Source organism: Prosthecobacter sp., assembly GCF_044222565.1.
Taxonomy (GTDB): Bacteria; Verrucomicrobiota; Verrucomicrobiia; order Verrucomicrobiales; family Verrucomicrobiaceae; genus Prosthecobacter.
This window is the reverse complement of record NZ_JBGANA010000023.1, coordinates 1-24,286: the sequence shown is the minus strand read 5'-3', so window position 1 is coordinate 24,286 and position 24,286 is coordinate 1. Positions and strand designations below refer to the sequence as shown.

Below are 24,286 nucleotides of genomic sequence, written 5' to 3'. Positions count from 1 at the left end.
CGCGCCAAAATAAGCTCCATCTTGGCCGATGGAATGCTAGTTGATTTCGTCCCCTGCATGGCCTAAATGCCGCCCCCCTTTTGACGCAAAAATGAGAAACCACGGACTCCCCTCGAAACAAGGCCTCTACGATCCGCAATTTGAGCACGACGCCTGCGGCGTCGGCTTCATTTGTCAGATGAAGGGCAAACGTTCTCACGACATTGTGCAGCAGGGTTTGACCATCCTGATCAATCTGGACCACCGCGGCGCGGTGGGCAGCGAAAAAAATACCGGAGACGGCGCCGGCATCCTCATGCAGGTGCCTGACAAGTTCCTCCGCAAGGTCACAGCCCCCCTGGGCATCACCCTGCCCGCGGAAGGTCACTACGGCGTGGCCATGGCCTATTGCTCGCCGGACAAAGCCCAGCGCGAAGCAGCAGCACGTGCCTTTGAGAAAGTGGCCGAAGAAGAAGGTCAGAAGGTCCTCGGCTGGCGCGACGTGCCGGTGGACAATTCCATGATCGGCCTCTCGGCCAAGGCCAGCGAGCCCTTCATGCGCATGGGCTTCATCCAGCGCGGTGAAAACTGCCCCGATCAGCAGACTTTTGAGCGCAAGCTCTACATCATCCGCAAGCGCGCCGTCACCGCCATCCGCACGGCGGACGCGGACAGCTTCTGGTACTGCTCCAGCCTTTCCTCCCGCACGCTGGTGTACAAGGGCATGCTCATGCCCGAGCAGGTGGGCCAGTATTTCCTGGACCTCAACGACCCGGACATGGAGTCCGCCCTCGCCTTGGTGCACTCCCGTTTCTCCACCAACACCTTCCCAAGCTGGGAGCGTTCCCATCCCTATCGCTACATCGCCCACAACGGCGAAATCAACACGCTGCGTGGCAACATCAGCTGGATGAAGGCCCGCCAGTCCCTGCTGGCCAGCCCGCTGTTCCCAGACGTCAAGAAACTCTTCCCCATCGTCAACGAAAGCGGCTCCGACTCCGCCATGTTTGACAACGTGCTCGAACTCCTCGTCATGGGCGGCCGCTCCCTGCCGCATGCCATGATGATGATGATTCCTGAGCCCTGGAGCGGCCATGAATCCATGGATGACCAGCGCAAGGCCTTCTACGAGTTCCATTCCTGCCTCATGGAGCCCTGGGACGGCCCGGCCTCCGTGGCCTTCACCGACGGCACCATGATGGGCGCCACCCTGGACCGCAACGGCCTGCGTCCTTCACGCTACTACGTCACCAAGGACGACCTCGTCATCATGGCTTCCGAAGCCGGTGTCCTACCGGTTGCTCCTGAAAATGTGAAGCTCAAAGGCCGCCTCCAGCCCGGCAAGATGTTCATCGTGAACATGGAGGAGGGCCGCATCGTCCCTGATGATGAAATCAAGGCGAAGATCGCCGCTGAAAAGCCCTACCGCGAGTGGCTGGACAAGCACCTCGTGCATCTGGCTGACATCAAGGACGGCGAGCCCGTGGCTCCGCCTGACCACGAAACCATGCTGCAGCGTCAGCAGGCCTTCGGTTACAGCTTTGAAGACCTCCGCAAACTCATGGTCCCCATGGGCCGCGAAGGCGTGGAGGCCATCGGCTCCATGGGCACAGACATTCCCCTGGCCGTCCTCTCCAACAAGTCCAAGCTGCTCTACGACTACTTCAAGCAGCTCTTCGCCCAGGTCACCAATCCTCCGATCGACTGTATCCGCGAAGAAATCGTCACCTCGCCAATCACCACCATCGGCGCGGAAGGCAATCTCCTCGATCCTAAACCCGAAAGCTGCCACCTCATCGAGCTCAAGACACCGATCCTCAGCAACGAAGATCTGGCCAAGCTCAAGAACGTGGCACAGGGCCAGTTCAAAGCCGCCACCATCAACATTCTGTTTGACCCCAAGCAGGGTTCCGTCGGCCTCGAAAAAGCCATGGCCCAGATCTGCGCCAAGGCGGACGAACTCATCACCCAGGGCTGGAATATTCTTATTCTTTCTGACCGTGGCGTCTGCGCGGACAAGGCGGCCATCCCGGCGCTCCTCGCCGTCGGCGGCCTGCACCATCACCTCATCCGCAAAGGCACCCGCACCCAGTGCGATCTCGTGCTGGAATCCGGCGAGCCGCGCGAAGTTCATCACTTCTGCACCCTCATCGGTTACGGCTGCGGCGCCATCAATCCTTACCTCGCCTTCGAAACGCTCGATGACATGATCCGCCAGGGTCTCCTCGTCAAGGTGGACCACAAGACCGCGGTGTACAATTTCATCAAGGCCGCCACCAAGGGCGTCATCAAAGTCGCCTCGAAGATCGGCATCTCCACGATGCAGAGCTATCGCGGCGCGCAGATCTTTGAAGCCGTAGGTCTCAGCCAGAGCGTGGTGGACAAATACTTCACCTGGACCGCCACCCGCATCGAAGGCAGCGACATCAAGGTCATCGCTGAAGAAGCCATCCAGCGCCATCTGCGCGGCTTCCCAGAACGTGATTCCCAGGTCCACGCCCTCGACGTCGGCGGCGACTACCAGTGGCGCAAGGAAGGTGAGGCTCATCTCTTCAATCCGCTCACCATCCACACGCTGCAGAAAGCCGTCCGCACTGGAAACTACGAAACCTTCCAGCAGTACACCGCCTTGGTGAACACGCAGATCAAGCAGTTCTACACCCTGCGTGGCCTGCTGGACTTCAAGGCGCGCAAAGCCGTGCCAATTGAGGAAGTCGAATCCGTCGACTCCATCATGAAGCGCTTCAAGACGGGCGCCATGAGCTACGGCTCCATTTCCAAGGAAGCGCACGAGTCGCTCGCCATTGCCATGAACCGCATCGGCGGCAAGTCGAACACCGGTGAAGGTGGCGAAGACCCCGAGCGCTACACCTGGACCAATGAGAAAGGCGACTCCAAAAACAGCGCCATCAAGCAGGTCGCTTCCGGTCGTTTCGGCGTCACCAGCCTCTATCTTTCCCAGGCCCGCGAAATTCAGATCAAGATGGCCCAGGGCGCCAAGCCCGGTGAAGGCGGCCAGCTTCCTGGCACGAAGGTCTATCCCTGGATCGCCAAGGTGCGTGGTTCCACACCCGGTGTGGGCCTCATCTCCCCGCCTCCGCATCACGACATCTACTCCATCGAGGACCTTGCCCAGCTCATCCACGACCTGAAGAACGCGAACCGCGAAGCCCGCGTCAGCGTCAAGCTCGTCTCCGAAGTCGGCGTCGGTACCATCGCCGCCGGTGTGGCCAAAGCCCACTCCGACGTCGTGCTGATTTCCGGTTTCGACGGCGGCACTGGCGCCTCTCCGCAGACCTCCGTGAAGCACGCCGGCCTGCCATGGGAACTCGGCCTCGCTGAAACTCATCAGACCCTCGTCCTCAACAATCTCCGCAGCCGCATCGTCGTCGAAGCGGACGGCCAGATGAAGACCGGTCGTGACGTCGTCATCGCCGCCCTCCTCGGTGCGGAAGAGTTCGGTTTCGCCACCGCTCCCCTCGTCACCTTGGGCTGCATCATGATGCGCGTCTGCCATCTGAACACCTGCCCCGTCGGTGTCGCCACCCAGGATCCTCAGCTTCGCGCCAAGTTCAGCGGCGATCCTGAGCATGCCGCCAATTTCATGCGCTTCATCGCCATGGAAGTGCGCGAGCTCATGGCCAAGCTCGGCTTCCGCACCATCCAGGAAATGGTCGGACGCACCGAGGTGCTCGAATCCCGCGCTGCCATCGATCACTGGAAAGCTCGCGGCATTGACCTTTCCAACCTGCTTTACCAGCCGGACGTGGGCCCCGAAGTCGGACGCTTCTGCACCGAGGTGCAGGATCACGGCATCGACCGCTCGCTCGACATCACCACGCTCCTGGACCTGTGCAAACCGGCCATCGAGAAGGGCGAAAAAGTCACCGCCAACGTCAAGATCCGCAACGTCAACCGCACGGTCGGCACGATCCTCGGCAACGAGATCACCAAACGCCACTGGCACGGTCTGCCGGACGACACGGTACACATCAAGTTCAACGGCACCGCTGGTCAGAGCTTCGGTGCCTTTGTTCCCAAAGGCGTCACTCTCGAACTCGAAGGCGACGGCAATGACTACATTGGCAAGGGCCTCAGCGGCGGCCGCATCATCATCTACCCGCCGGATGGTTCCGACTTCGCCGCCGAAGACAACATCATCGCCGGCAACACCGCGCTCTATGGCGCGACGAGCGGCGAGCTCTTCCTGCGTGGCAGAGCAGGTGAACGCTTCGCAGTGCGCAACTCGGGTGTCGATACGGTTGTCGAAGGCGTGGGTGACCACGGCTGCGAATACATGACCGGCGGCCGCGTGGTCGTGCTCGGCACCACCGGACGCAACTTCGCCGCAGGCATGAGCGGTGGCGAGGCCTACGTTCTGGATGAAGAGGGCGATTTCGCCACCCGCTGCAACACGCAGATGGCCGGCCTCGAAAAACTCGAGGACAAGGAGGAAATCGACAGCCTCTACGAACTCATCAAAAAGCACGCCGACCTCACCAAGAGCCAGAAAGCCTTCAAGGTTCTCGCCCTCTGGGAGCAGATGGTGCCCAAGTTTGTCAAAGTGATGCCCAAGGACTACAAGCGTGTGCTCCAGGCCATCAAGAAGGCCAAGGACGACGGCCTCACCGGCGACGACGCCCTCAATGCCGCCTTTGAAGCCAACGCCCGCGACGTCGCCCGTATCGGCGGCAGCTAGCATCGACATCACGCGCCACAAACCAACAGACATCACCTTTTCACAGACAAGAGACCATGGGAAAACCAACCGGCTTCATCGAATTCGAACGCGAAATCCCCGCCGACCGCGATCCGCTTGAGCGTATCAAAGATTGGAAGGAGTTTCATCTTCACCTGCCTGAGGACCGCCTCAAAAACCAAGGCGCTCGCTGCATGGACTGCGGCATTCCGTTCTGCCACAGCGGCACCCTCATCAGCGGCATGGCCAGCGGCTGCCCGATCAACAACATCATCCCCGAGTGGAATGATCTCGTTTTCCGCGGCCTGTGGAAAGAGGCTCTCGACCGCCTGCACAAGACCAACAACTTCCCCGAGTTCACCGGCCGCGTCTGCCCCGCTCCCTGCGAAGGCTCCTGCGTGCTCGGCATCCATGAACCGCCGGTAACGATCAAGAACATCGAAGTCAGCATCATCGACAAAGGCTGGGAAGAAGGCTGGGTGAAGCCCGACCTCCCCGACCAGCGCACCGGCAAGAAGGTCGCCGTCATCGGCTCCGGCCCTGCTGGACTCAGCGCCGCCGCCCAGCTCAACAAGGCCGGCCACACCGTCACCGTTTTCGAACGCGCGGACCGCCCCGGCGGCCTGCTCATGTATGGCATCCCCAACATGAAGCTCGACAAGAACGAGGTCGTCCTCCGCCGCGTGAAGCTGCTCGAAGACAGCGGCGTCATCTTCAAGTGCAACGTCAACGTGGGTGCAGACATCACCGCCGAGCAGCTCCTCAAGGACTTCGACGCCGTCGTCATCTGCACCGGTGCCACCAAACCACGCGACCTCCCGATTCCTGGCCGCGAACTGAAGGGCATCCACTTTGCCATGGACTTCCTCACGGCAAACACCAAGGCCGTGCTCGATCCCTCCGGCAAATACATCACCGCAGACGGCAAAGATGTCGTCATCATCGGTGGTGGTGACACCGGCACCGACTGCGTGGGCACCAGCGTCCGCCATGGCTGCACCAGCGTTACCCAGCTTGAAATCATGGCCAAGCCGCCGCTCAAGCGCGCCGCGAACAATCCATGGCCCGAATGGCCCAAGACCTACAAGATGGACTACGGCCAGGAAGAAGCCGCCGCCAAGTTCGGCGACGACCCCCGCGTCTATCTCACCACCGCCACCCACTTCGAAGGCGATGCCGAGGGCAACGTCAAAGCTGTTCATGTCGTGGACGTCGAGTGGAAAAAAGATGAAAAAGGCAACTTCGGGCCGCAGAAGGTCGCCGGAACGGAGAAAGTTCTGCCTGCGCAGCTCGTCCTCCTCGCCATGGGCTTCCTTGGGCCAGAGCAGCCCCTCCTCGACGCTCTGAAAATCGAGCGCGACGCCCGCACGAACGTCAAAGCCGAGCACGAGAAATACACCACCAGCATCCCCGGCGTCTTCGCCGCCGGCGACTGCCGCCGTGGCCAGTCCCTCGTCGTCTGGGCCTTCAACGAAGGCCGCGGCGCCGCCCGCGAATGCGACCGCTTCCTCATGGGCGAGACGGCGCTGCCGTAACCATCACTTCAGAGTCTGATTTAGAAGCCCAAGATTCGCGGGAGTCTTGGGCTTCTTTGCCGTTAGCCCGAATTTCTCCCGTAAGCAGCGAATTTGCGAACAGCGTGTGGCTCGTCTGGCTGTGGCTCGGTATTCCGATACCGAGTCGGCACCGTCGCGGAATCGGAATTCCGCGCTACATCGCCGCCTGTCGATTTTCGGAGTCGCGATACAAGTTTAGAAGCTCAACTCCGCTGCGCCGTAAAACACGCAGGCCTGCCCGCCCATGAGCAGACATTGCACCTGGTGAGCTGCCATCGAAGAAAGGACTTTGAGTATCGGGTTCGGGATCAAGGCTGCCTCCCAGGGTGAGATAGGTCTGCCAGAGCTTGGCGCTTTCCTCCCAGCGCTGCAAGGGAGTAAGCCGATACCAGGAGGCCCATTCCTCACCCACGAGTTCCTCGGGAGAAATGGGTGAAGGCCTCTGCTTGGCTGACTTTCCGCTAGGATAGCCCGGCCGTCTTCCTTGTCACCACGGACGTTGCTAGAAAATGTTTTTCGGCAAAGTGTGAAACACTTTCCTTCTCACTGCACATGCTCAGGCAGCCATGAATCCCATCACCTGCCAGAACTGCGGCAAACCTTTGCCTGACGACGCACCTCAGGGCATCTGCCCGGCCTGTCTCCTCGAACGCACCCTGCAGGATCACGAAGCAGCGCCACAGCCGCCGGAGCTTGAATTGCAGCGGCTTGCCACGCTTTTCCCTCAGCTGGTCATTGAGGAGTTGATTGGCCAGGGTGGCATGGGGCGGGTGTATCGGGCACAGCAGCCGCATTTGAACCGTGTGGTTGCGCTCAAGGTGCTCTCGGCAGAGCGGGCGGGGGATCCTGAATGGTTGGAGCGCTTCAGCCGCGAGGCGCGGGCGCTCGCGCGGCTGAGCCATCCTCACATCGTGCAGGTCTATGACTTTGGCGAAACTCCCCTGCCCTACCTGATCATGGAGCATGTGGAGGGCGTGAACCTGCGGCAGGCGATGCAGAATGGAGGGCTGACTTCCCGCGAAGCCCTGGCCATCGTGCCCAAGCTTTGCGATGCGCTGCAATATGCTCATGAGCACGGTGTCCTGCATCGGGACATCAAACCTGAAAACATTCTGATCGACACCGAAGGGCGGGTGAAGCTGGTGGATTTTGGGCTGGCAAAGCTGAGGGATGAAGGCGTCCTCCACTTCACCCTCACGCAAAGCGGCTCCAAACTCGGCACCCTCGCCTACATGGCTCCCGAGCAGGTGGAAAAGCCCGCCGAAGTGGACCATCGCGCCGACATCTACAGCCTCGGTGTGGTCCTCTATGAAATGCTCACCGGCGAGCTGCCCCTGGGCCGCTTCCCCACTCCCAGCGAGGCCAATGGAGTGGATGCGAGGCTGGACGGCGTGGTCATGCGCACGCTGGAGAAGCAGAAAGGCAAACGCTTTCAAAGCGCCGAGGAGATGAAGTCCGGGTTGGAAGATGCAGCCAATGGCAAAGCCTTGCCTCCTGCTGCAAAACCACGCAGGAAATGGACGCGTTATGCGCTGGCTGCGGTCATCGTGGCCATGATCGCCGTGCCATGGTATGTGGTCACGAGCCACTGGCTCGCTGCGTCGGCACAGGAACGTGAGGTCCGGAAGAGGCAGGAGCTGATGGCCGCGCAAAGACTCAAATGGGCCGAGAACGATGCGATTTTTAACAAGAGTTCTGACTGGGTGGCACGGGCTTCACAGGCGGACTCAAAGCTGAATCAGGAGGTGGTCATCCTCGAGGTCGAGCAGGCTTTGAAGTCTGCTGAGGCGGTGACGATTCGTGCCGCATTGACGGCTGTCAGGGGCATGCATCAGCTCGAATTTGACCGCTCCAAGTTTCGCGACCTGACGCGTCTGCATCTGAAGTCGAAAGTTCCGCTGGTGCGTGCCGCGGCTCTCGGTGCCTTGATGACCTGCAAACCTGAAGTGTCGGACCATCAGCGAGTTCTCGACCTGATCCCGGTCTGTGAAGAAGACGAACTTTCAACGATCGCCTTTGCCTTGCAGAAGGTTTCGAATGGCGACTTCACCGGAGAATACTCCAAACCCATGCTCGCTGTTCTGGAACGAGGAATCGCGGCCGCACACCGGCCTGGTTCGCAAAGGAGCGGCAGCCCCTTTGACAGCCGCGGAGTGCTCGGAGCCATTTGGGGCAGCAAAGTTTCGGCGGAAATCGAAGCCCGGCTGATCGCGTGGTCTTATCCAGACAAAGAGTCCGACGGCGTCTTGCATGCGAGCAATTCCAACATCAGCTACAATACTTTTTATCATGCTCTGAGCGTGCAGTCGAACAAATCCCGTGCTGCAGTGAAGCGCATTTTGGAACTGGCCTACCACCCGGACGTGACCAACATCGCAGGACGCTGCCTTTGGGGATTAAATGGCACTGTCCCCGATAAAAACGATCAGGCTTATGTGGCCGCCGAGGTGACCAAACTGCTGGGCTTGCGCAGCGACGACACTCTCTGGCGCCGTGGTCTGGCTTTGATCGAGCAGTATGCCAGCAAGGAGCAATTGCAGGCGCTGGAAGCTCTCGCCGCCCGGGAAGCCCTGACGCCGGAGCGTAAAAGCGCACTGAACAAGATCATCACGCAAATCCGCGCCAAATCATGAGCACCCTCACCCACACACGCTGGTCGTTGGTGCAGGCCGCCAAAGGAGACACACCGCAGGCGCGCGCGGCGCTGGCGGAATTGTGCGAGACGTACTACGCGCCCGTCTTCGGCCAGATGCGTCGCTGGCTGGCACAGGAGGATGAGGCGAGGGAGATGACTCAGGCTTTCTTTGCCCATGTTCTGGCCGGGAGCCGGCTGAACGGGGCGGAAGAATCCAAGGGGCGGTTCCGCACCTACTTTTATGCGGCGGCCAGAAATTTCGTCACCGCGCGTCGCCGTGCGGAGACAGCGCAGAAACGGGGTGGAAATGCAGAGAAGGCGGAAACTGAATGCGGTGAGATTCCAGATGGTTCCCAGCTTTCACCGGACGCCGAGTTTGACCGTGCATGGGCCTGCGCCGTGCTGAAACGCAGCCTGGATGTGCTGGAGGCTGAAATGAACGCCGCAGGCCGGCTTCCCATTTTTTCCACGCTCAAGCCATGGCTGGCGGGAGATGCCACGCACGGCGAGACCACACGGGCGTCTCAGGCGCTGGGCATTTCGGAAACCGCCGTGCGCGTTCATCTCTCCCGGCTGCGGAAACGCATGCGTGGCATTCTGGAGCAATCCCTGGCAGACACCCTGGCTCCGGGTGCCGACTTGCAGCAGGAAATGCTGGCGCTCAAAGCCGCGCTCCAGTGACCGAGGCTGGTCACAATGCTGCAAATCTGCGTTTTAGGTGGTAATCTGGCCAACTTCTGAGCATCTTTTGCGCCCGATTGTCTCCTTTCCGATGCGCCTTCCCATCGCCCTTGCCATCCTCTTTTTCAGCAGCTCGCTGCTGGGGCAGATTGTGGTTGGGGGGAAGAAGTTTGAGCGCTCCCTGACCGAGGCAGGTACGAAGGGGGAATGGGTGATGTATGAGAAAGGTGCGCCGCAGAATGAGGGCACCCGGCGCTGGCTGACCAAGCGGGTGTTGGTGGAACTGGCTCCGGGCACGCAGGCGGCGGCGCTGGCCCAGGTGGCCGGGGTGGCGCGGACCACTCCGAGAGGGAAATACGCTGTGGTGGAATTTGCGGGAAAGGCAGACGCTGCCATCGCGGGAGCGGCCAGCCTGCGCACGGTGCCCGGCGTGCGTTCAGCGGAGCCGATGCTGGCGCATCAGCTGTTCCACCGCTTTGTGCCAAACGATCCCCTGTTCGCCTATTCCACCACGAATGCTGGCTACCAGTGGCACCTGAGCAATACGGGGCAGAACGGCGCAACCGCAGGCTCGGATGTGAATGTGGTGCCTGTTTGGGACAGCTACAAGGGCACGGGTGTGGTTCTTGCCATCGTGGATGACGGCCTGGAGGTCTCTCATCCGGACCTGGCACCGAATGTGGATCTCGCCCACAGTTTCGATTTCAATGACAACGACGCGGATCCCTCGCCTGGAGCGGACGATTTCCACGGCACCTCTTGCGCGGGGGTGGCGGCGGCTCGCGGGAACAATGGCATCGGCGTTTCCGGTGTGGCTCCCGAGGCGACGCTGGTGGGCCTGCGCCTCATCGCCGCACCGACCACTGACCAGCAGGAGGCGGATGCCTTTGGCTACCAGAAGGACCTCATTGCGGTAAAGAGCAACAGCTGGGGGCCTTACGACAGTGCTTTTGGCTCCGGCGGCCCCGATGTTTTGAGCCAGGCTGCGCTGGAGGACGCCGCCACGACAGGGCGTGGTGGCAAAGGTACGATTTTCCTCTGGGCCGCAGGCAATGGCAACGGCAACGGCGATGACTCCAACTACGACGGCTGGGCCAACTCCATCCACGCCATCGCGGTGTCCGCCATGAATGACAAAGGCAGGTCCGCCTATTACAGCGAACCCGGCGCGAACATCCTCGTCTGCGCTCCTTCCAATGGTGGCAAGGAGGGCATCACCACCACGGACCGTTCGGGCACCAGCGGCTACAACACGGGCGATATCGACCCCGATTTCCCCGACTTTGCCGACACGAACTACACCAACACCTTTGGCGGCACCTCCTCGGCCACGCCGGCGGCAGCGGGCGTGGTGGCGCTGATGCTGCAGGCGAATCCAAACCTGACCACCCGTGATGTGCAGGAGATCCTGGTGCGCAGCGCCACGCAAAATGATCGGTATGACGGCGACTGGGTCACCAACGGCGCGGGCTTCCACTTCAACATCAAATACGGCGCGGGGCTGGTAAATGCACAGACGGCCACCACGCTGGCCAAAACGTGGACGAATGTCCTCCCCCGTCAGTCGCACGCCTACTCCGCCACGGCGATGAATCTTGCCATCCCTGACTTCGATGCGACGGGCGTTTCCAAAACCTTCACAGTGCCGATGGCGGACAACCTGCGGCTGGAACACGTGACCGTGCACGTCAAAGCCAGGCACACCTACCGTGGCAACCTGGAGTGGCGTCTGGTGTCTCCGAGCGGCGTTTCGGTGCGTCTCGCACGTGCCCGATTCAATGACACCGGCGCGGATCTCGACTGGACCTTTTCGGCGACGCACTTCTGGGGAGAACGCTCCGTAGGGGATTGGAAGCTGCAGGCAATCGACGGCACCGTGGGAGATGTCGGCACTCTGGATGACGCCACCATCACGTTTTATGGCACGCCAATGAGCCCGGATCTGCCCCTGCCGGTGATCACTTCCAACTGGATCATGGTGGGCCGCGAAGGGTGGGCGATGAACTACCAGATGACGGCCTCCAATTTCACCACTTCATTCGCCACGGGCAGGTACTTCTACGACGGGCTGCCCGCTGGATTGACATTCAACTCCACGACCGGCCTGATCACCGGCACACCGACGGAAACCGGAGTGTTTGATGCCTACCAGGAAGCAACGAACGCCACGGGAACCACCGACTCGTATGCCCTCTTCTACATTCTTGCCGCGACTCCGTCTCTCTCGACCGCCGTGGAGCAGCCGACCAGCCTCAAGATCGTGCCCTTTGGCTTTGGCGATCCTTTCCTGCAAACCACCACCACCCATGACCACGTGGATGCCGTTCAAACCGCCACGGTTGATGACGAAGAGTATTCCGGCATTGAGTTCACGGTGAATGGTCCGGCAAAGATCGACTTTCAGTGGAAAGTCTCGTCAGAAAAGAACTACGACTACCTCGTGATGACGGTGGACGGCTATGTGCGCGATTACATCACCGGAGACGTCGATTGGAAACCTTCCTCCACCTATGTCGGCACCGGGCCGCATAACATCGACATTTACTACATTAAGGACCAAGGCGTCGCAAAAGGTCAGGACACAGGGTGGGTGGACGAACTGGTCATCACTCCGACCACGGATGCGCCAGTGGTTAATGCCGAGACCATTCATGCCTATCAGGGGGTGTACTTCCGCCACGCGCTCACGGCGACGAATGCGCCGGACACGTTCACGGCTGATGATCTGCCAGCGGGGCTGACGCTGCATCCTGGCACCGGCTTGATCTACGGCAGCGTGCCCACCCTGGGCACCTATCCCATCACGGTGCATGCCACGAACTCGTTTGGATCCAGTGTGCAAACCGTGACCCTGGTGGTGGATACGGTGGCCACGGGCCTGGCGGAGGCGCTTGACGCTCCGGGCCAGGCCATGGCCTCTTCCGGGGACCTGACCTGGGTGCCCAACTGGCTGTACAGCCACGACGGCGAGGACGCGGCGCGCAGCGGGGCCATCACGGACCTGCAGCAGAGCCTCATGACCACCACAGTGACCGGGCCGTGCAAAGTGGCCTTTTATTGGGGGGTCTCTTCCGAGCAGGACTATGATTTTCTGCGTTTTTCCATCGATGACGTCGAAAAGGAGGCCATCAGCGGAGAGGTAGGGTGGACTCGAAAGGGATATGTCCTTGGCGCAGGCGTGCACACTTTGAAATGGTCTTTCAGCAAGGACGAATTCACGGCGGGAGGACTGGACTCCGGGTTTGTGGATCAGTTTGGGATTTATTCCGACAATGATGGCGACGGCTTCTACTCCGACTTGGAAACCTGGTTTGGCACGAGCGACAGTGATCGGAACAGTTATCCGCAGACAGTTCTGTCACGCTCCCTTTCAGGCACTTCGCTGACGTTTCCTTCCATTTCAGGCAATGACTACCGCATCGAGTACAGCGATGATCTGCAGAAATGGACGCCGCTCATTTACACGGCCACGGGAAATCCGACGACATGGACAGACCCGAATGCAGCTAACAAGCAGCGGCGGTTCTACCGTGTGGTGATTCCTTAATCTGCAAGGCTGCGCAGGAATTTGCTGAAGAATGCCACGCCAGCCTCGAGATCGCTCACGGCAATGAACTCGTCCTTGGTGTGGGCTTGAGCGATGGAGCCGGGGCCGATGGCGATGGCGGGGGTGCCGGCGGCGGCGAGGAAGGCGGCGTCGCAGAACCAAGGGGCTCCAGTCAAAGTGGCACCTGAAGCGACCAGTTTCTGCACGAAGGGGTTTGAGGGGTCGGTATCGAGATGAAAGGCTTCGCTGGCGACGGTGACGCTGGCGGTTTCATCGATGCTCCGAACGAAGTCGGTGAGCAAGGCGAGGGCGCCGCCGGCTTTCTGCAGGCCGGGGGTGGTGCGGATGTCCACGCGCAGTTTGCAGGAATCTGCGACGATATTACTCCGCGTGCCGCCCTGGATCATGCCGAGGTTGATGGTGCTGACGCCGAGAAACTCATCGGTGCCGCTGGCTTCCGACAAAAGTGCCCTGAAGCGTGTATCGAGGGCGCTGATGAGCTTGGACATTTTGACGATGGCATTCACGCCACGCTCGGGGGTGGCACCGTGGACGGCGATGCCGGTGGTGTGGACGTCCGCCCAGAGGCAGCCTTTGTGGCGGAAGACGGTCTTGAGGCTGGTGGGCTCGCCGATGATGGCGAGGTCGTAGTGGCCGTGATGCTTCGCAAAGTGTTGAGAACCAAGCTGTGCGCTCTCCTCGGACATGAAACCGACGAAGTGGACCTCGACGGGGAGGGAGGGAATTTCGTGGCGCATTTCATGGAGGGCCCAGAGCATGGAGGCCATGGGGCCTTTGGTGTCGGAGGCTCCCCTGCCCCAGATTTTGCCGTCGCGGAGTTCTCCGCCGAAGGGGGGGATGGTCATGCCGCCGACGCTGACGGTGTCGGTGTGGGGGGCGAAGATGATGCGAGGTTTTGCACCGGGTTGCGTGGGGTAGCGCCCAATGACATTGGGGCGGCCGGGCTCGACTTCTTCAAGGGTGGCTTCGGCGCCGGAGGCGCGGAGGAAGTCGGCGACGTAGCGAGCGCAGGCTTCTTCGCCGATGCCGTCAGTGCCGGGGTCGCCGTCGGGATTGACGGAGGGAATGCGGACGAGGGCCTGGGTGAGTTCGACGACGTTCGCGGGGAGGGGGTCCATGGAGCAGAAAGGCACAGGCCGGAGAGGCGTGCAAGCGTGCACCTAATTTGTCGAGTTGTGTGTCGGATTTGGCAAAGAACCGGGGTACGGTGGCATTGTTGTAAACGGGGTGCAACTTACGGCGTTTTTCGAGTCATGAACACCTGCAAGAGCCTCCTCGCTTTCGTGATGACCGCCATCATCGGCGGAACTGTGATGCATGGCGCTGATCCGGTGGCGGCCGTTCCGCCGGTGATTGCAGCGACCAAGGCCACGGATGGCAGGGTGATCTTTGAGACGGTGTGTGCGCAATGCCATGGGACGGCTGGCGAGGGCAAGCCGGAGCTGAAGTCGCCTTCGATTGCGGGGATGCCTTCATGGTATGTGAACACGCAGTTCGCGAATCTACGAGAGGGGCGGCGCGGGCATGATGCGGCGGACCCGCAGTCATTCATGATGGCGGCGATCGCGAAGGCGCTGGAGCCGGAGCAGATCAAGGCGGTGGTGGCGCATGTGGAGCAGATGCCGATGAAGGTGCCGGTGGGGAAGGACCGGGAGATGGCGAACACGAATCCGCAGGAGGGCATGCGGCTGTTTCAGGAACGGTGCATGGAGTGCCATCGGTACAACGCGAGCGGGGAGATGGCCTTTGGGAGCCCGCCGCTGATCGGGCGTCAGGGGTGGTACCTGGAGGAGCAGCTGAAGAAGTTTAAGTCAGGAAAGCGTGGAGCCGTGAAGAATGATGTGAACGGGGCGAAGATGGTGCAGATGACGACGCTGTTCATTGAGGACGAGCAGATGCTGCGGGATGTGGTGGCGTATATTATGACGCTGAATCCGGAGTCGAAGGAGAGTCCGTTTGAGAGTGCGGGACAAGGGGCACATTGAGAATCTCTGATTTAGCACCGCGAGAGTTTAGAAGACCGCAGAGAATACTTTCAGACTCCGATCTTGCGGTGTTCTCGTTTCGATTCGCGGCCACGCCGTCACGTCTTGCGCGTTGACATCTGTCGACGGCTCAGCTTCATCGTTTACCATCTTTGGAGCGCTCTTTTCCAGTCAGGTGTTACTTCCGCGTGGTATGAATGAAGACCCAAGCAATCCAATCGAGATGCTTCACAAGCATGGCGCACATCTCAACGCTATCCGCACGCGGCGTTGCTTCGCGCGTCCTTTTTATGAGATTATGTCAGACGCGCTTGTGTGGCCAGACGAGACAACGGATACCACACCAGTACGGCTAATCTGGTCGCTAAGACTTCTGTTCCACCATCGCACCGGGCTTATTCTCGGAGAGAGCTGGCGTTTTGCTGACGAGTGGCAGCTTGGCCTTCGGCTGTTTCCGCATTGGGTTGGTTTTCATCCGAGCCGTTGTTCCGTTTCACCGCGACTGGCCCGGATTTATCGAACGGGCAAAACCAAGTCCAACAAGGAAATCGATGAACTCTTCAATGAGGGCAACGCCTGACCATGCGCTGCAGCGGACAGCTCTGGCTGTCGCTGAGCTTGGGCGCGTTAATCGACTCAACCTATCTCTCATGAAACGGACTCTATTACTTCTTCTCGCTCTTTGTTCGGCGGTTTGCGCTGCGGACAACCCCGGATGGGAAACCATCTCTTCCGAACCGGCGAGGATTGCCGTTCCGAAAGGATGGCGGAGCTTTGACGGGATTAAACGTACGATGCCGCTTTTCCGGCAGGGCGATGGCATTGATCTTCCCATGGTCGATGAAACGGGAGACGCCCTTCAAATTGGCATTTCGGTCGAACGGTTTCCAGCCGCCAAGGAATCGACTGAGACCATCGCGAAAGAGCTGGCCAAGGGCTCGACGAAGGATCCACGATTGCAAATGGCCGGGACGGAAGCCGTGGAGTCAGTCACGTTGTCCGACCAGACTGAGGCCACGCTCCTGACGATGGAGTTGATCAAGTCAGGCAGCCGCCGGAGCCTGTATATGAAGCTCATTGGGAAGGATGCCACCGGGCGGATTTGGATTGTGAGCGGTTTCATCGTCGGCGGCAAGGAGAGCAAGTGGCCCAAGCCAAACAGCATGCTCTGCGCGTGGCTGCGAGCGCATGTGGTTTCGCTTACCCTGACGAGCAAGGAGGTGGATCCAAAGGGCCTCGAAGCGGCCTACAAAGCGCGGGATGCAGGCGCATGAAGCCGAAGGTCGAGGCTGCTTCGCCGGCTTGTCGTGGGATGAGGGCAAGTTTGCGCTTGTCTTGCTCAGAGCAGTCGCGGAGCTTGGTGCCCTCGGGTTAGAATCACACCACGTTCACACGTCCATGCGCGGAGACATTGTTTACAGGATTTATGGGGGGCATGCCGGGCGTGCGGAGGACTGCTACTTCGGCACTTTCCGCACGATTGACGAAGCCAAGAAAGGGATCGAAGGGCTTCGATCATCGCGCGGGAGAGAGTGGGAGGATCGATATCACAATCTTGGTTTTGCGATACGAGAGGTGGTGGTTGATGTGGATTTTCAAATTCCAGACCAGCCTAAGCCACGGGATAAGTATGTGGTTTCGGCCTCTTTGAAGCCGAACCGACCTGGCACATGGGATTCAACTCTCGTTCGGGTTTTTAAACGACGTCCCCATGAAACCGAGAGGGACTTTGTTTGCGAGTTAGAACGCAACTACTCTCTGCTTCAAACCTTTGAGCCGTTCAGGAAAGGAGGCCGCGAGTACGCTTTGATTTCCCGCAACTACACGCAAACGGCCGTCCTGGACCTGGCTTCGGGGATGGTGATCGCTGAGGAGTCTGAGGACGCGCCGGGTGGTGGATTTTGTCCGGTGGGATTCTATGTTCCAGACTGGTGGGATGTGAACGACGGATCGGTCATTCCCGGCAGTCCGTATTGGGATCAAGATTATGAATGGCCGAATGGAGAGTTTGGATTCGTCTGGGGGTGCCAGTGGGGTGATGACAGTTCATGGAAGATTCAATACCTTGATCTCACACGCATTGAGGAAGGAATCATCCGGCGCGATGATCGGTTTGGATATGTTGAGGTGGCGACTGAGGGATATCGAAGTGCCAGTATCGATGCTCAGAGGAGTCCAGAGGACGAGCGGTCGAAGCCTCCTTCATTCATTTCCATTTTTCGCAATGATGGGAAGACGAACGTGACCTTTGCGGTCGAAATGGCGTTCGACCTTGAAAGCGGGAAGAGCAAAGGGTGGAAACGAATTGAAAGGGATGATTGCTGACGCAGTTAATGGCGTGGGTCGCAAGCAAAGTTTTGGATCGCGGGACACGCTGGCAGCAGCGGTGGTGCGGTGAAGACGCTGCTAGAAGACGCGGTATGTGGAGAGGGTGATGGGTTTGCTTCTCGGTCGTGTGGTGAAAAACCCCTGGGAACCTCGCCGAGGCTCGGCACCCCGGGGCTATATTCCGCAGCCCTTTCAGGGCTGGTGTGGGGCGGGATGAGGTGGCGAAAGAGTGTGCCAGGACACCACGAAAGCGGTGAGGAAAAGCCTCAAAGACCGTCTTTACCGAGTGCCTGGCATGCGAAGTGGTTGCTCTGCACTATTGTGCAATATGATGTAGAGTCAGCATGCTATGACTTTGTCTCAATTATTGGAGTGCGCGTCAAACGAACTGAGTCTCTTCGAACCGATTGGCGATGTGCTGGTCGACAGGGAGGCACCACTGAATGTCCATGAGAAGATTCTATTGACCCTGTGGATCTATGTTGCGACGAATCCAGGGTGGAGTCCGCCACCCGTCGAGCGTAGTGACGTAGAACTTTCATTGCGTGCGGTTGGCAAAGACGAACTGGCCGCCCAGCTGCCTGAAATTATCACCCCTCCAGACTTCAATACTGCGAGCCAGGTGGTCAACGCATGCGCCCGCTACGTTCGGACTCACGAATCAGAGCTCGAATTAGGAGAGGATCTCAGGATGCGTGCGCCCGATGAAGGCACTCCCATGCCCATGGAGCGAATGGCATCGATTTTCCGGAGGGAACAGGATAGATGACGCTGCGGCGCGACACCGGATCGGTCGTTAGGATGGTGTTTCGTTCCTTTTCGAAGTCCGGGCGATGGGCTGAGGTGGAAGCACATTTTTCACACCGCGAAAGCGGTGGCTTCGATGCAGGCTTGCGCCGTGCATCTGCGCGACCGCACTCCAAGACGCTCCGCGTGGCTTGAGAGTCAGGGGCTTCGGCGGCGGCGGGCTGGGGACAGCCCGCCCTACCTGCGATATAGCTCCTAGGTGATTCATTCGATGTTTTCCCTGCAATCGGCTAGCAGACCTCACATGGAATGTTCGGACCACTTCACGCTGGATTGGCGGTGGTTGTAGGAGCGTAAGGGAGCGCTCGCGGGCGGGCGGGCTTTCGCCACACCCATCCTACGGAGGAGGCGGGGCCTGATCAGGCGTGGGATTGGAGTTCTTTGACGGGTTCGCCTTTGCTGAGGGCCATGGGGCGGCCGACGGGGGTCATGACTTCTTTGGAGTAGTCGATGCCGAGGAGGTTTTGGACGGTGGCGTGGAGGTCTTCGACGAGGACGGGTTTTTCGGGGGCTTGCTTTTCGCCCTGGGGATCGGTGGAGCCGATGACGCGGCCGCCGGCGAAGCCGCCGCCGGCGACAAGCATGCTGAAGCCGTGGGGCCAATGGTCGCGGCCGCCGACGTTGTTGATCTTGGGGGTGCGGCCGAACTCGCCGCCGCAGATGACGATGGTGCTTTCGAGGAGGCCGAGTTTTTTGAGATCGCGGATAAGGGAGGCGTAGGCGGCGTCGAGGATTTTGACCTGGGTGGCCTGGCCTTCGAGGTTGTTGGCGTGGGTGTCCCAGCCGTTGAGGGTGACCTCCACACAGCGGACGCCGGCCTGAATGAGGCGGGTGGCGGCGAAGCAGCCGCGGCCGAAGGGGGTGTCTCCATAGGCGGCGAGTTCGGCGGCGGGGGCGTCTTTGACGTTGAAGGCTTTGAGCTGGTCTGAGGACATCATGTTCCGTGCGCGCTGCATGGAGATCTGGTGGAGGGTTTTGTCCTGGTCGAGGTTGGGCTCGCGGCCACGGGCGAAGGTTTGCTCGACGATGGAGAGGCCCTGCATGCGCTGGTCGAGGCGTTTGTCATCGACGCGGGCTTTGACGTCGGGGACGGGGAACTTGGGGTCGTACATCTGAAAGGCGTCGTACTGGGCGCCGAAGAAGCCGCCGCGGGCGGGCCACTGATTGGGGAGGATGGAGACGTGGGTGGGGATTTCGATCCTGGCTTCTGGTAGTTCGTGGCAGACAATGGCACCGATGCTGGGGTGAATGAGGGTGGGATCGGGGCGGTAGCCGGTTTTGATGTTGTAGAAGGCGCGCTCGTGGTCGCCTTCCTTGCTGACCATGGAGCGGATGAGGGAGACGTCGGACATGACGCTGGCGGTTTGCTCGAGGCCGGCGGCGAAGCTGACGCCTTTGATGGCGGTGGGGATGGCTTTGACGCCGCCGCCGATTTTGGTTTCGGGGTGGGGATCGAAGGTATCGAGCTGGGAGGCGGCGCCGCCGAGCCAGAGGAGGATGAGGGAACGGGCGGGCTTGCCGGAGGGTGATTTTTCGGCTTCGGCGGCGAGGATGTCGGCGAGGGGGGTGAGCCAGGAGAGGCCTGCGGCGGTGGTGCCGATGCCGACGCCGACGCCGCGGAGGAGGGAGCGGCGGGTGAGGTGATCGAGCCCTTTGCAAGGTGAGGTGTTCATGGCGGGGAGAATGACGAAACCAGAATGAGGAATGACGAAGGATGCCGGATGACGAGGAGCGGGAGGGATTTACACCGCGAAGATTTGGAGAACGCTGAGAGAGATGTGTGGATCCGGAGGGAGGGTAAAATGATTGAAGGTAAAATGATTTTTCCGGAGGGTAGGCGTATGGAGGTGAGGTAGAAAGATTAGGGGTAGAAAAATTTCAGAGGCTGAGTGTGGGAACGGGGAGCGATGGCGGAGGCTGGGTGGAAAAAGCGGACGCTGTTTTTTGGCAAAGGAATGAAGGAGCAAGGGAATGGCCGGAGTTTTGGAGGGCGGCCGTGATTCGGAAGGGACACGGTGGGAGAGATCCGGAGGAAGGGTAGAAAGATTGGGGGTAAAAAGATTTCTCCAGAGGGGAGGCGAGTGGGTGGAACGGGGAGTTATCTGGAGATTTTTTATTTGGGAGCCTTTGGCATGAAGATGAGGTTCCAGATTCCGGCTGAAGCCGGTACTACAAACCGGGGGCTGGGTGGGTTTCAGGTTTTGGGTGATGCGGGAATTCCGGAGCGGGCTTCCTCCTTCGCTCTTCGAGCTACGTCCTCAGAAGGGGTGCTGGGGTGATGCGGGGCTTCCAGAGCGGGCTGCTGCGAAGCCGCGTAGCGAACCCAGAACTACGTACTCAGAAGGGCTGCTGCGCTGAGGTGAAGGTTATTCGGGTGGTGTGGCGGGGGGTATCTCGGGGAGTGAGATGGGGACTTTGCGTAGCGATTAGTGGTTCCAGGAGAACTCGGTGGCGTTCATGAGGGTCCAGTAGAGGTCTGACATGGCGTTGCTACGGGAATTGCGGCTTTTGGCGGAGGCGAGGAGGGTGGTGAAGTGGGTGCTTTCGGCGGGGGTGGGGCGGCGGGTAAAGATGGAGAGGTAGGCGGCCTCGACGGCGGTGGCGTTGTCCGGGGCGAGCATGCTGATGCGGGTGCTGGCGTTGACGAGGGGATTGTTGCCGGTGTTGTCGCTGATCATGTTTCCGTTCATGAGGAGGAGGCGCTGGGGGATGGTGCCGCCAGTGTCTTCGAAGGTGTCTTCTCCGGAGTCGCCGTAGCGTTTGACGAAGTTGGCGACGTCGATGTTGCGCTTGATGCGGAAGAGGACGTGGGTCTCGGCATCGATGGTGCTGAGTGAGGCGGCCTGGATGACGCTGCCGGCCATCTGCTCAGGACGCAGACGAGTGACGGGAAAGGCGGCCCAGGCGTTTTCGGCGGCGGTAGTGACGGGATGCCCAGCATCGGTGGACTGGCTGGACATCTGGAAGGCGCGGGTGGTGACGATGACGCGGATGAGGCGCTGGAGGTCGTAGCCATGCGCGGTGAAGTCATCGGCGAGGAGTTCGAGGCCGGGAGGGAAAGGGCCTTCGAGGGGGACTTCGTCCACGGGGGAAACGAGGGGGCGATTGAAAAGGAGGGCCCACATGCGGTTTACCATGGCACGGGAGAAGGCTTTGTTTTCTTTGGCGGTGACCCAGGTGGCGAGCTTGGTGCGTGGGGTGCCTTTGGCGGGGAGGAGCTCGGGCTTCCAAGGGACTTGGGCGGGGACTTTTTCTTCTTCTGTCTGGCCGAGGTAGCGGACTTTGTAGGAGCGCTTGGGGTCATCGCGAAGGCCATTGAGGGCGAAGTCTGCCTGGCCGAAGAAGGCGGCGAGCTGATGGAAGTCGGTCTGCTTCCAGGTGCTGCCGAGCTTGCCGTCATGGCACTGGACGCAGTCGATGCGGACGCCGAGGAAGGCGCGGCTGACTTTGGCGGCGAGTTTGACTTCGTCGGGGCCTTTGTTGTTTTCGTTGGTGACGGTGACGAAGTTGACTTCGGGGTTGGTGGTCCAGACGCCATGGGAGTCGATGAGGGAGCGGGCGATCTGGTCGTAGGGACGGTTTTGCTGAAGGGAGTCGCTGAGCCAGTCCACGAGGCGGCGGCGGTACATGAGGAAGGGGCCGTTTTCGATGCCGACGTAAACGCGGGCGAGGCGCTCGGCGAGGTAGTCGCTGGAGCGGCGGTCTGCGAGAAGCTGGGAGAGCCACCACTGGGGGATGTCTGCGCCGCCTTTGAGAGATTCGAGGGTGCGAAGCTCCTGGAGTGAGGGAATGCTGCCAGTGAGGGCGAGGGAGAGGCGACGGACGAGGGTGAGATCGTCGGCTTTTGCGACGGGCTGAAGCTGCTGCTGGGCCCAGGCTTTGGCGAAGTCGGCATCGACAGACTGGGCAGTGCGCTGGATGTCTGCGAGATCTCCTGTGGCGAGAGTGACTGTACTGCGAGGGGACTCAACGGGGGGAGTGAGGAGCTCTGCGACGCCCCAGAAGGCGGCGGCAGCGAGCGCACCGAGGATGAGGGCATTGCGCAGCCAGAGCAGCCAGCTGGCGGATGTGGGGGAGGGAGCGGTGGCGGAGTTCATGACGAGATGCTGCGGTGGGACCGGTCTCTAACTAACACGCGGGGGGACAATCGGTTTCCAGAGGAAGTTTGCAATGGGGAGGTGGAGGGGGAACGGTAGTTTGCGATTGGTGGCGGTGGTTGGCGAAAGGACTTCAAGGACGGGTGCTTTGAGGGGATGTTTTGGCGGCTGCGGAGTGGGTAAAAGCTGGTCCCCCGAGTGGTGTGTCGCGAATGGGAGGAGGATTTGCCGATGTTTCTGTGGAAATGTGCAACTATCGTTTCATGGCTGGCTTTTATAGGGCCTTCCGAATGTCTGAACCGCCGCCACTGCCTACCCTGATGCCACCGCCTCTGCCGGAGGGGGGAGGACATGGGATGATGATGGACGATGAACGGATCCGGAGCGGACCGGAGCGGCTGAAGCCGGTAGTACAAAACGTGCGGGGGGTGGCAGATGGAGCTGGGACGATGGTGCCTCCAGAGCTGCCGGTGGCTGAGAGCTTGGGAGAAAAGAAAGGTTTCTTTGCGAAGGTGGGCTCGGGGCTGGACTGGGTGTTTGGCTTTGTGGCGCTGCTGGTGCTGGTGGCGGGGTGCTCGGTGGTGCCGGTGCTGAATTTTCTGAGCCTGGGGTACCTGCTGCATGTGAGCGGGACGATCGCACGGACGGGGCGGTTTCGGGATGGGTTCATCGGGGTGAGGAAGGCGAGCGTGCTGGGAAGCATCGCGGCAGGTGTGTGGCTGGTGGTGTGGCCTGCGAGGCTGATCTCGAAGATGTGGAAGGATGCGGAACTGATCGCGCCAGGAAGCGGGATAGCGAAGGCGTGGCATGCGGGGCTGGTGGTGATGATCGTGATCACGCTGGTGCATGTGCTGTGGGCGTGCGCGCGGGGCGGAAAGCTGCGGCATTTTTTGTGGCCGCAGCCGCTGCGCTTTGTGCGCTGGCTGCGGGCGCCGCAGAAGTTTGGGCTGATGCAGAGCCGGGTGACGGACTACATCGTGGGACTGCGGCTGCCGTTTTATTTCTGGCTGGGACTGCGTGGCTTTGTGGGTGCGCTGGCGTGGCTGATCGTGCCGGTGGGGATTTTGCTGGCGGCGACGCGGCTGCCGGTGGGGGGATCTGTGCTGATGTCTATGTTTGGCGGACTGCTGCTGCTGGTGGTGGCGATTCATCTGCCGTTTCTGCAGGCGCGCTTTGCGCAGACGGACCGGTTTGGGGCGATGTTTGAGCTGTGGGAGGTGCGGCGGCTGTTTGTGCGGGCGCCGCTGGCATTTTGGTTCTCGCTGCTGATCACGCTGCTGTTTGCGGTGCCGCTGTATCTGCTGAAGATCGAGCTGACACCGCGTGAGCTGGCGTGGCTGCCAAGCCTGCTGTTTGTGTTGTTTATCTTTCCTGCGCGGGTGCTGACGGGATGGGCGATGAGCCGGGCGGCACGGAGAGAAGCGCCGAGGCACTGGTTTCCGAGATGGGTGGCGAGGCTGGGGATCGTGCCGGTGGCGCTGGCGTACACGCTTTTTGTGTACTTTACGCCGTACCTGTCATGGAACGGTGCGTGGAGCCTGCTGGAGCAGCATGCGTTTCTGGTGCCGGCGCCGCTGATGGCGCTGTAGGGGGGCGGGGGGAGTTGACTGTGGTTTACGGTTGTTGACGATGGTTGACGGTTGTTGGTGGTGGGTGGTTGAGGGGTGTGGGGTGGGTGGTGGGAACCGCACTCGGAGAGTGCGGGCTACTTCGCGCCGGGCTGCGCTTCTGCCATGTGTCTTCGGAGGCTGGGCGGGAAGGCGCGTGGAAAACATGCTTGCTTCAAACTTATTGTGGTATCTGATGGTATTATCCCGGATACCGAAGTTAAAAGAAGCATCGTTTGGAGCTGAGAGCGTGGTTACTTGGAGTTGCGACACAAAAAGCACCCGACGACCATGCACCAAACGATGCAGGGGACATTGCACCCCGTTTTCAACTCCCGCCAGCT

At 60.4% G+C, this 24,286-nt stretch carries 14 protein-coding genes; 11 read left to right on the top strand and 3 right to left on the bottom strand.

The window, feature by feature from the left end; genetic code table 11:
• Positions 1–91: 91 nt before the first annotated feature.
• The 5 genes from gltB (at position 92) to ACILSR_RS25875 (ending at position 13,097) form a co-directional block, all read left to right on the top strand.
• Complete coding sequence (gene gltB / locus ACILSR_RS25895; RefSeq protein ID WP_395752713.1) at positions 92–4,678, top strand: glutamate synthase large subunit; 4,587 nt, start codon at positions 92–94, stop codon at positions 4,676–4,678.
• Positions 4,679–4,734: 56 nt separating this feature from the next.
• On the top strand, positions 4,735–6,213 hold the full coding sequence (locus tag ACILSR_RS25890; RefSeq protein ID WP_395752712.1) for a glutamate synthase subunit beta: 1,479 nt from the start codon (positions 4,735–4,737) through the stop codon (positions 6,211–6,213).
• A gap of 587 nt (positions 6,214–6,800) precedes the next feature.
• On the top strand, positions 6,801–8,867 hold the full coding sequence (locus ACILSR_RS25885) for a serine/threonine-protein kinase (protein WP_395752711.1): 2,067 nt from the start codon (positions 6,801–6,803) through the stop codon (positions 8,865–8,867).
• The gene (locus ACILSR_RS25880) at positions 8,864–9,550 is read left to right on the top strand and encodes an RNA polymerase sigma factor (protein WP_395752710.1); all 687 of its coding nucleotides are present in this window, start codon (positions 8,864–8,866) and stop codon (positions 9,548–9,550) included. Before ACILSR_RS25885 ends, ACILSR_RS25880 begins: the two co-directional genes overlap by 4 nt.
• A gap of 91 nt (positions 9,551–9,641) precedes the next feature.
• The gene (locus tag ACILSR_RS25875) at positions 9,642–13,097 is read left to right on the top strand and encodes a S8 family serine peptidase (RefSeq protein WP_395752709.1); all 3,456 of its coding nucleotides are present in this window, start codon (positions 9,642–9,644) and stop codon (positions 13,095–13,097) included.
• On the opposite strand, the gene ACILSR_RS25870 is transcribed toward ACILSR_RS25875, so the two are convergent.
• Positions 13,094–14,236, bottom strand: coding sequence for a M20 family metallopeptidase (locus ACILSR_RS25870; RefSeq protein WP_395752708.1), 1,143 nt, complete (start codon positions 14,234–14,236; stop codon positions 13,094–13,096). The genes ACILSR_RS25875 and ACILSR_RS25870 overlap by 4 nt on opposite strands.
• Before the next feature lie 135 nt (positions 14,237–14,371).
• On the opposite strand from ACILSR_RS25870, the gene ACILSR_RS25865 reads away from it, so the two are divergent.
• The 5 genes from ACILSR_RS25865 (at position 14,372) to ACILSR_RS25845 (ending at position 18,200) form a co-directional block, all read left to right on the top strand.
• A complete protein-coding gene (locus ACILSR_RS25865) occupies positions 14,372–15,103 on the top strand; it encodes a cytochrome c4 (protein WP_395752707.1) in 732 nt (243 codons plus the stop codon).
• A 193-nt stretch (positions 15,104–15,296) separates the two neighbouring features.
• Positions 15,297–15,683, top strand: coding sequence for a hypothetical protein (locus ACILSR_RS25860; RefSeq protein WP_395752706.1), 387 nt, complete (start codon positions 15,297–15,299; stop codon positions 15,681–15,683).
• 214 nt (positions 15,684–15,897) lie between these two features.
• Entirely contained in the window at positions 15,898–16,377 is a 480-nt protein-coding gene (locus tag ACILSR_RS25855) for a hypothetical protein (protein ID WP_395752705.1), read from the top strand.
• 124 nt (positions 16,378–16,501) lie between these two features.
• A complete protein-coding gene (locus ACILSR_RS25850; RefSeq protein ID WP_395752704.1) occupies positions 16,502–17,428 on the top strand; it encodes a hypothetical protein in 927 nt (308 codons plus the stop codon).
• A 352-nt stretch (positions 17,429–17,780) separates the two neighbouring features.
• Positions 17,781–18,200 (top strand): hypothetical protein, encoded by a 420-nt coding sequence (locus tag ACILSR_RS25845; protein WP_395752703.1) that lies wholly within the window; start codon positions 17,781–17,783, stop codon positions 18,198–18,200.
• Positions 18,201–18,597: 397 nt separating this feature from the next.
• Here the strand turns inward: ACILSR_RS25845 and ACILSR_RS25840 are convergent, their stop codons facing one another.
• A complete protein-coding gene (locus ACILSR_RS25840) occupies positions 18,598–19,911 on the bottom strand; it encodes a DUF1501 domain-containing protein (RefSeq protein WP_395752702.1) in 1,314 nt (437 codons plus the stop codon).
• A 753-nt stretch (positions 19,912–20,664) separates the two neighbouring features.
• On the bottom strand, positions 20,665–22,335 hold the full coding sequence (locus tag ACILSR_RS25835; protein ID WP_395752701.1) for a DUF1553 domain-containing protein: 1,671 nt from the start codon (positions 22,333–22,335) through the stop codon (positions 20,665–20,667).
• Positions 22,336–22,655: 320 nt separating this feature from the next.
• Between ACILSR_RS25835 and ACILSR_RS25830 the strand changes: the two genes are divergently transcribed.
• On the top strand, positions 22,656–23,924 hold the full coding sequence (locus tag ACILSR_RS25830) for a hypothetical protein (RefSeq protein WP_395752700.1): 1,269 nt from the start codon (positions 22,656–22,658) through the stop codon (positions 23,922–23,924).
• Positions 23,925–24,286: the final 362 nt, after the last annotated feature.

Excerpts from the sequence above, each read along its gene's own strand:
- ACILSR_RS25890 (WP_395752712.1), top strand. The coding sequence starts at position 4,735 with ATGGGAAAACCAACCGGCTTCATCGAATTCGAACGCGAAATCCCCGCC.
- ACILSR_RS25830 (WP_395752700.1), top strand. The coding sequence starts at position 22,656 with ATGCCACCGCCTCTGCCGGAGGGGGGAGGACATGGGATGATGATGGAC.
- ACILSR_RS25875 (WP_395752709.1), top strand. The coding sequence starts at position 9,642 with ATGCGCCTTCCCATCGCCCTTGCCATCCTCTTTTTCAGCAGCTCGCTG.
- ACILSR_RS25855 (WP_395752705.1), top strand. The coding sequence starts at position 15,898 with ATGCCGCTTTTCCGGCAGGGCGATGGCATTGATCTTCCCATGGTCGAT.
- gltB (WP_395752713.1), top strand. The coding sequence starts at position 92 with ATGAGAAACCACGGACTCCCCTCGAAACAAGGCCTCTACGATCCGCAA.
- ACILSR_RS25860 (WP_395752706.1), top strand. The coding sequence starts at position 15,297 with ATGAATGAAGACCCAAGCAATCCAATCGAGATGCTTCACAAGCATGGC.
- ACILSR_RS25880 (WP_395752710.1), top strand. The coding sequence starts at position 8,864 with ATGAGCACCCTCACCCACACACGCTGGTCGTTGGTGCAGGCCGCCAAA.
- ACILSR_RS25850 (WP_395752704.1), top strand. The coding sequence starts at position 16,502 with ATGCGCGGAGACATTGTTTACAGGATTTATGGGGGGCATGCCGGGCGT.
- ACILSR_RS25870 (WP_395752708.1), bottom strand. The coding sequence starts at position 14,236 with ATGGACCCCCTCCCCGCGAACGTCGTCGAACTCACCCAGGCCCTCGTC.
- ACILSR_RS25865 (WP_395752707.1), top strand. The coding sequence starts at position 14,372 with ATGAACACCTGCAAGAGCCTCCTCGCTTTCGTGATGACCGCCATCATC.
- ACILSR_RS25840 (WP_395752702.1), bottom strand. The coding sequence starts at position 19,911 with ATGAACACCTCACCTTGCAAAGGGCTCGATCACCTCACCCGCCGCTCC.
- ACILSR_RS25835 (WP_395752701.1), bottom strand. The coding sequence starts at position 22,335 with ATGAACTCCGCCACCGCTCCCTCCCCCACATCCGCCAGCTGGCTGCTC.
- ACILSR_RS25845 (WP_395752703.1), top strand. The coding sequence starts at position 17,781 with ATGACTTTGTCTCAATTATTGGAGTGCGCGTCAAACGAACTGAGTCTC.
- ACILSR_RS25885 (WP_395752711.1), top strand. The coding sequence starts at position 6,801 with ATGAATCCCATCACCTGCCAGAACTGCGGCAAACCTTTGCCTGACGAC.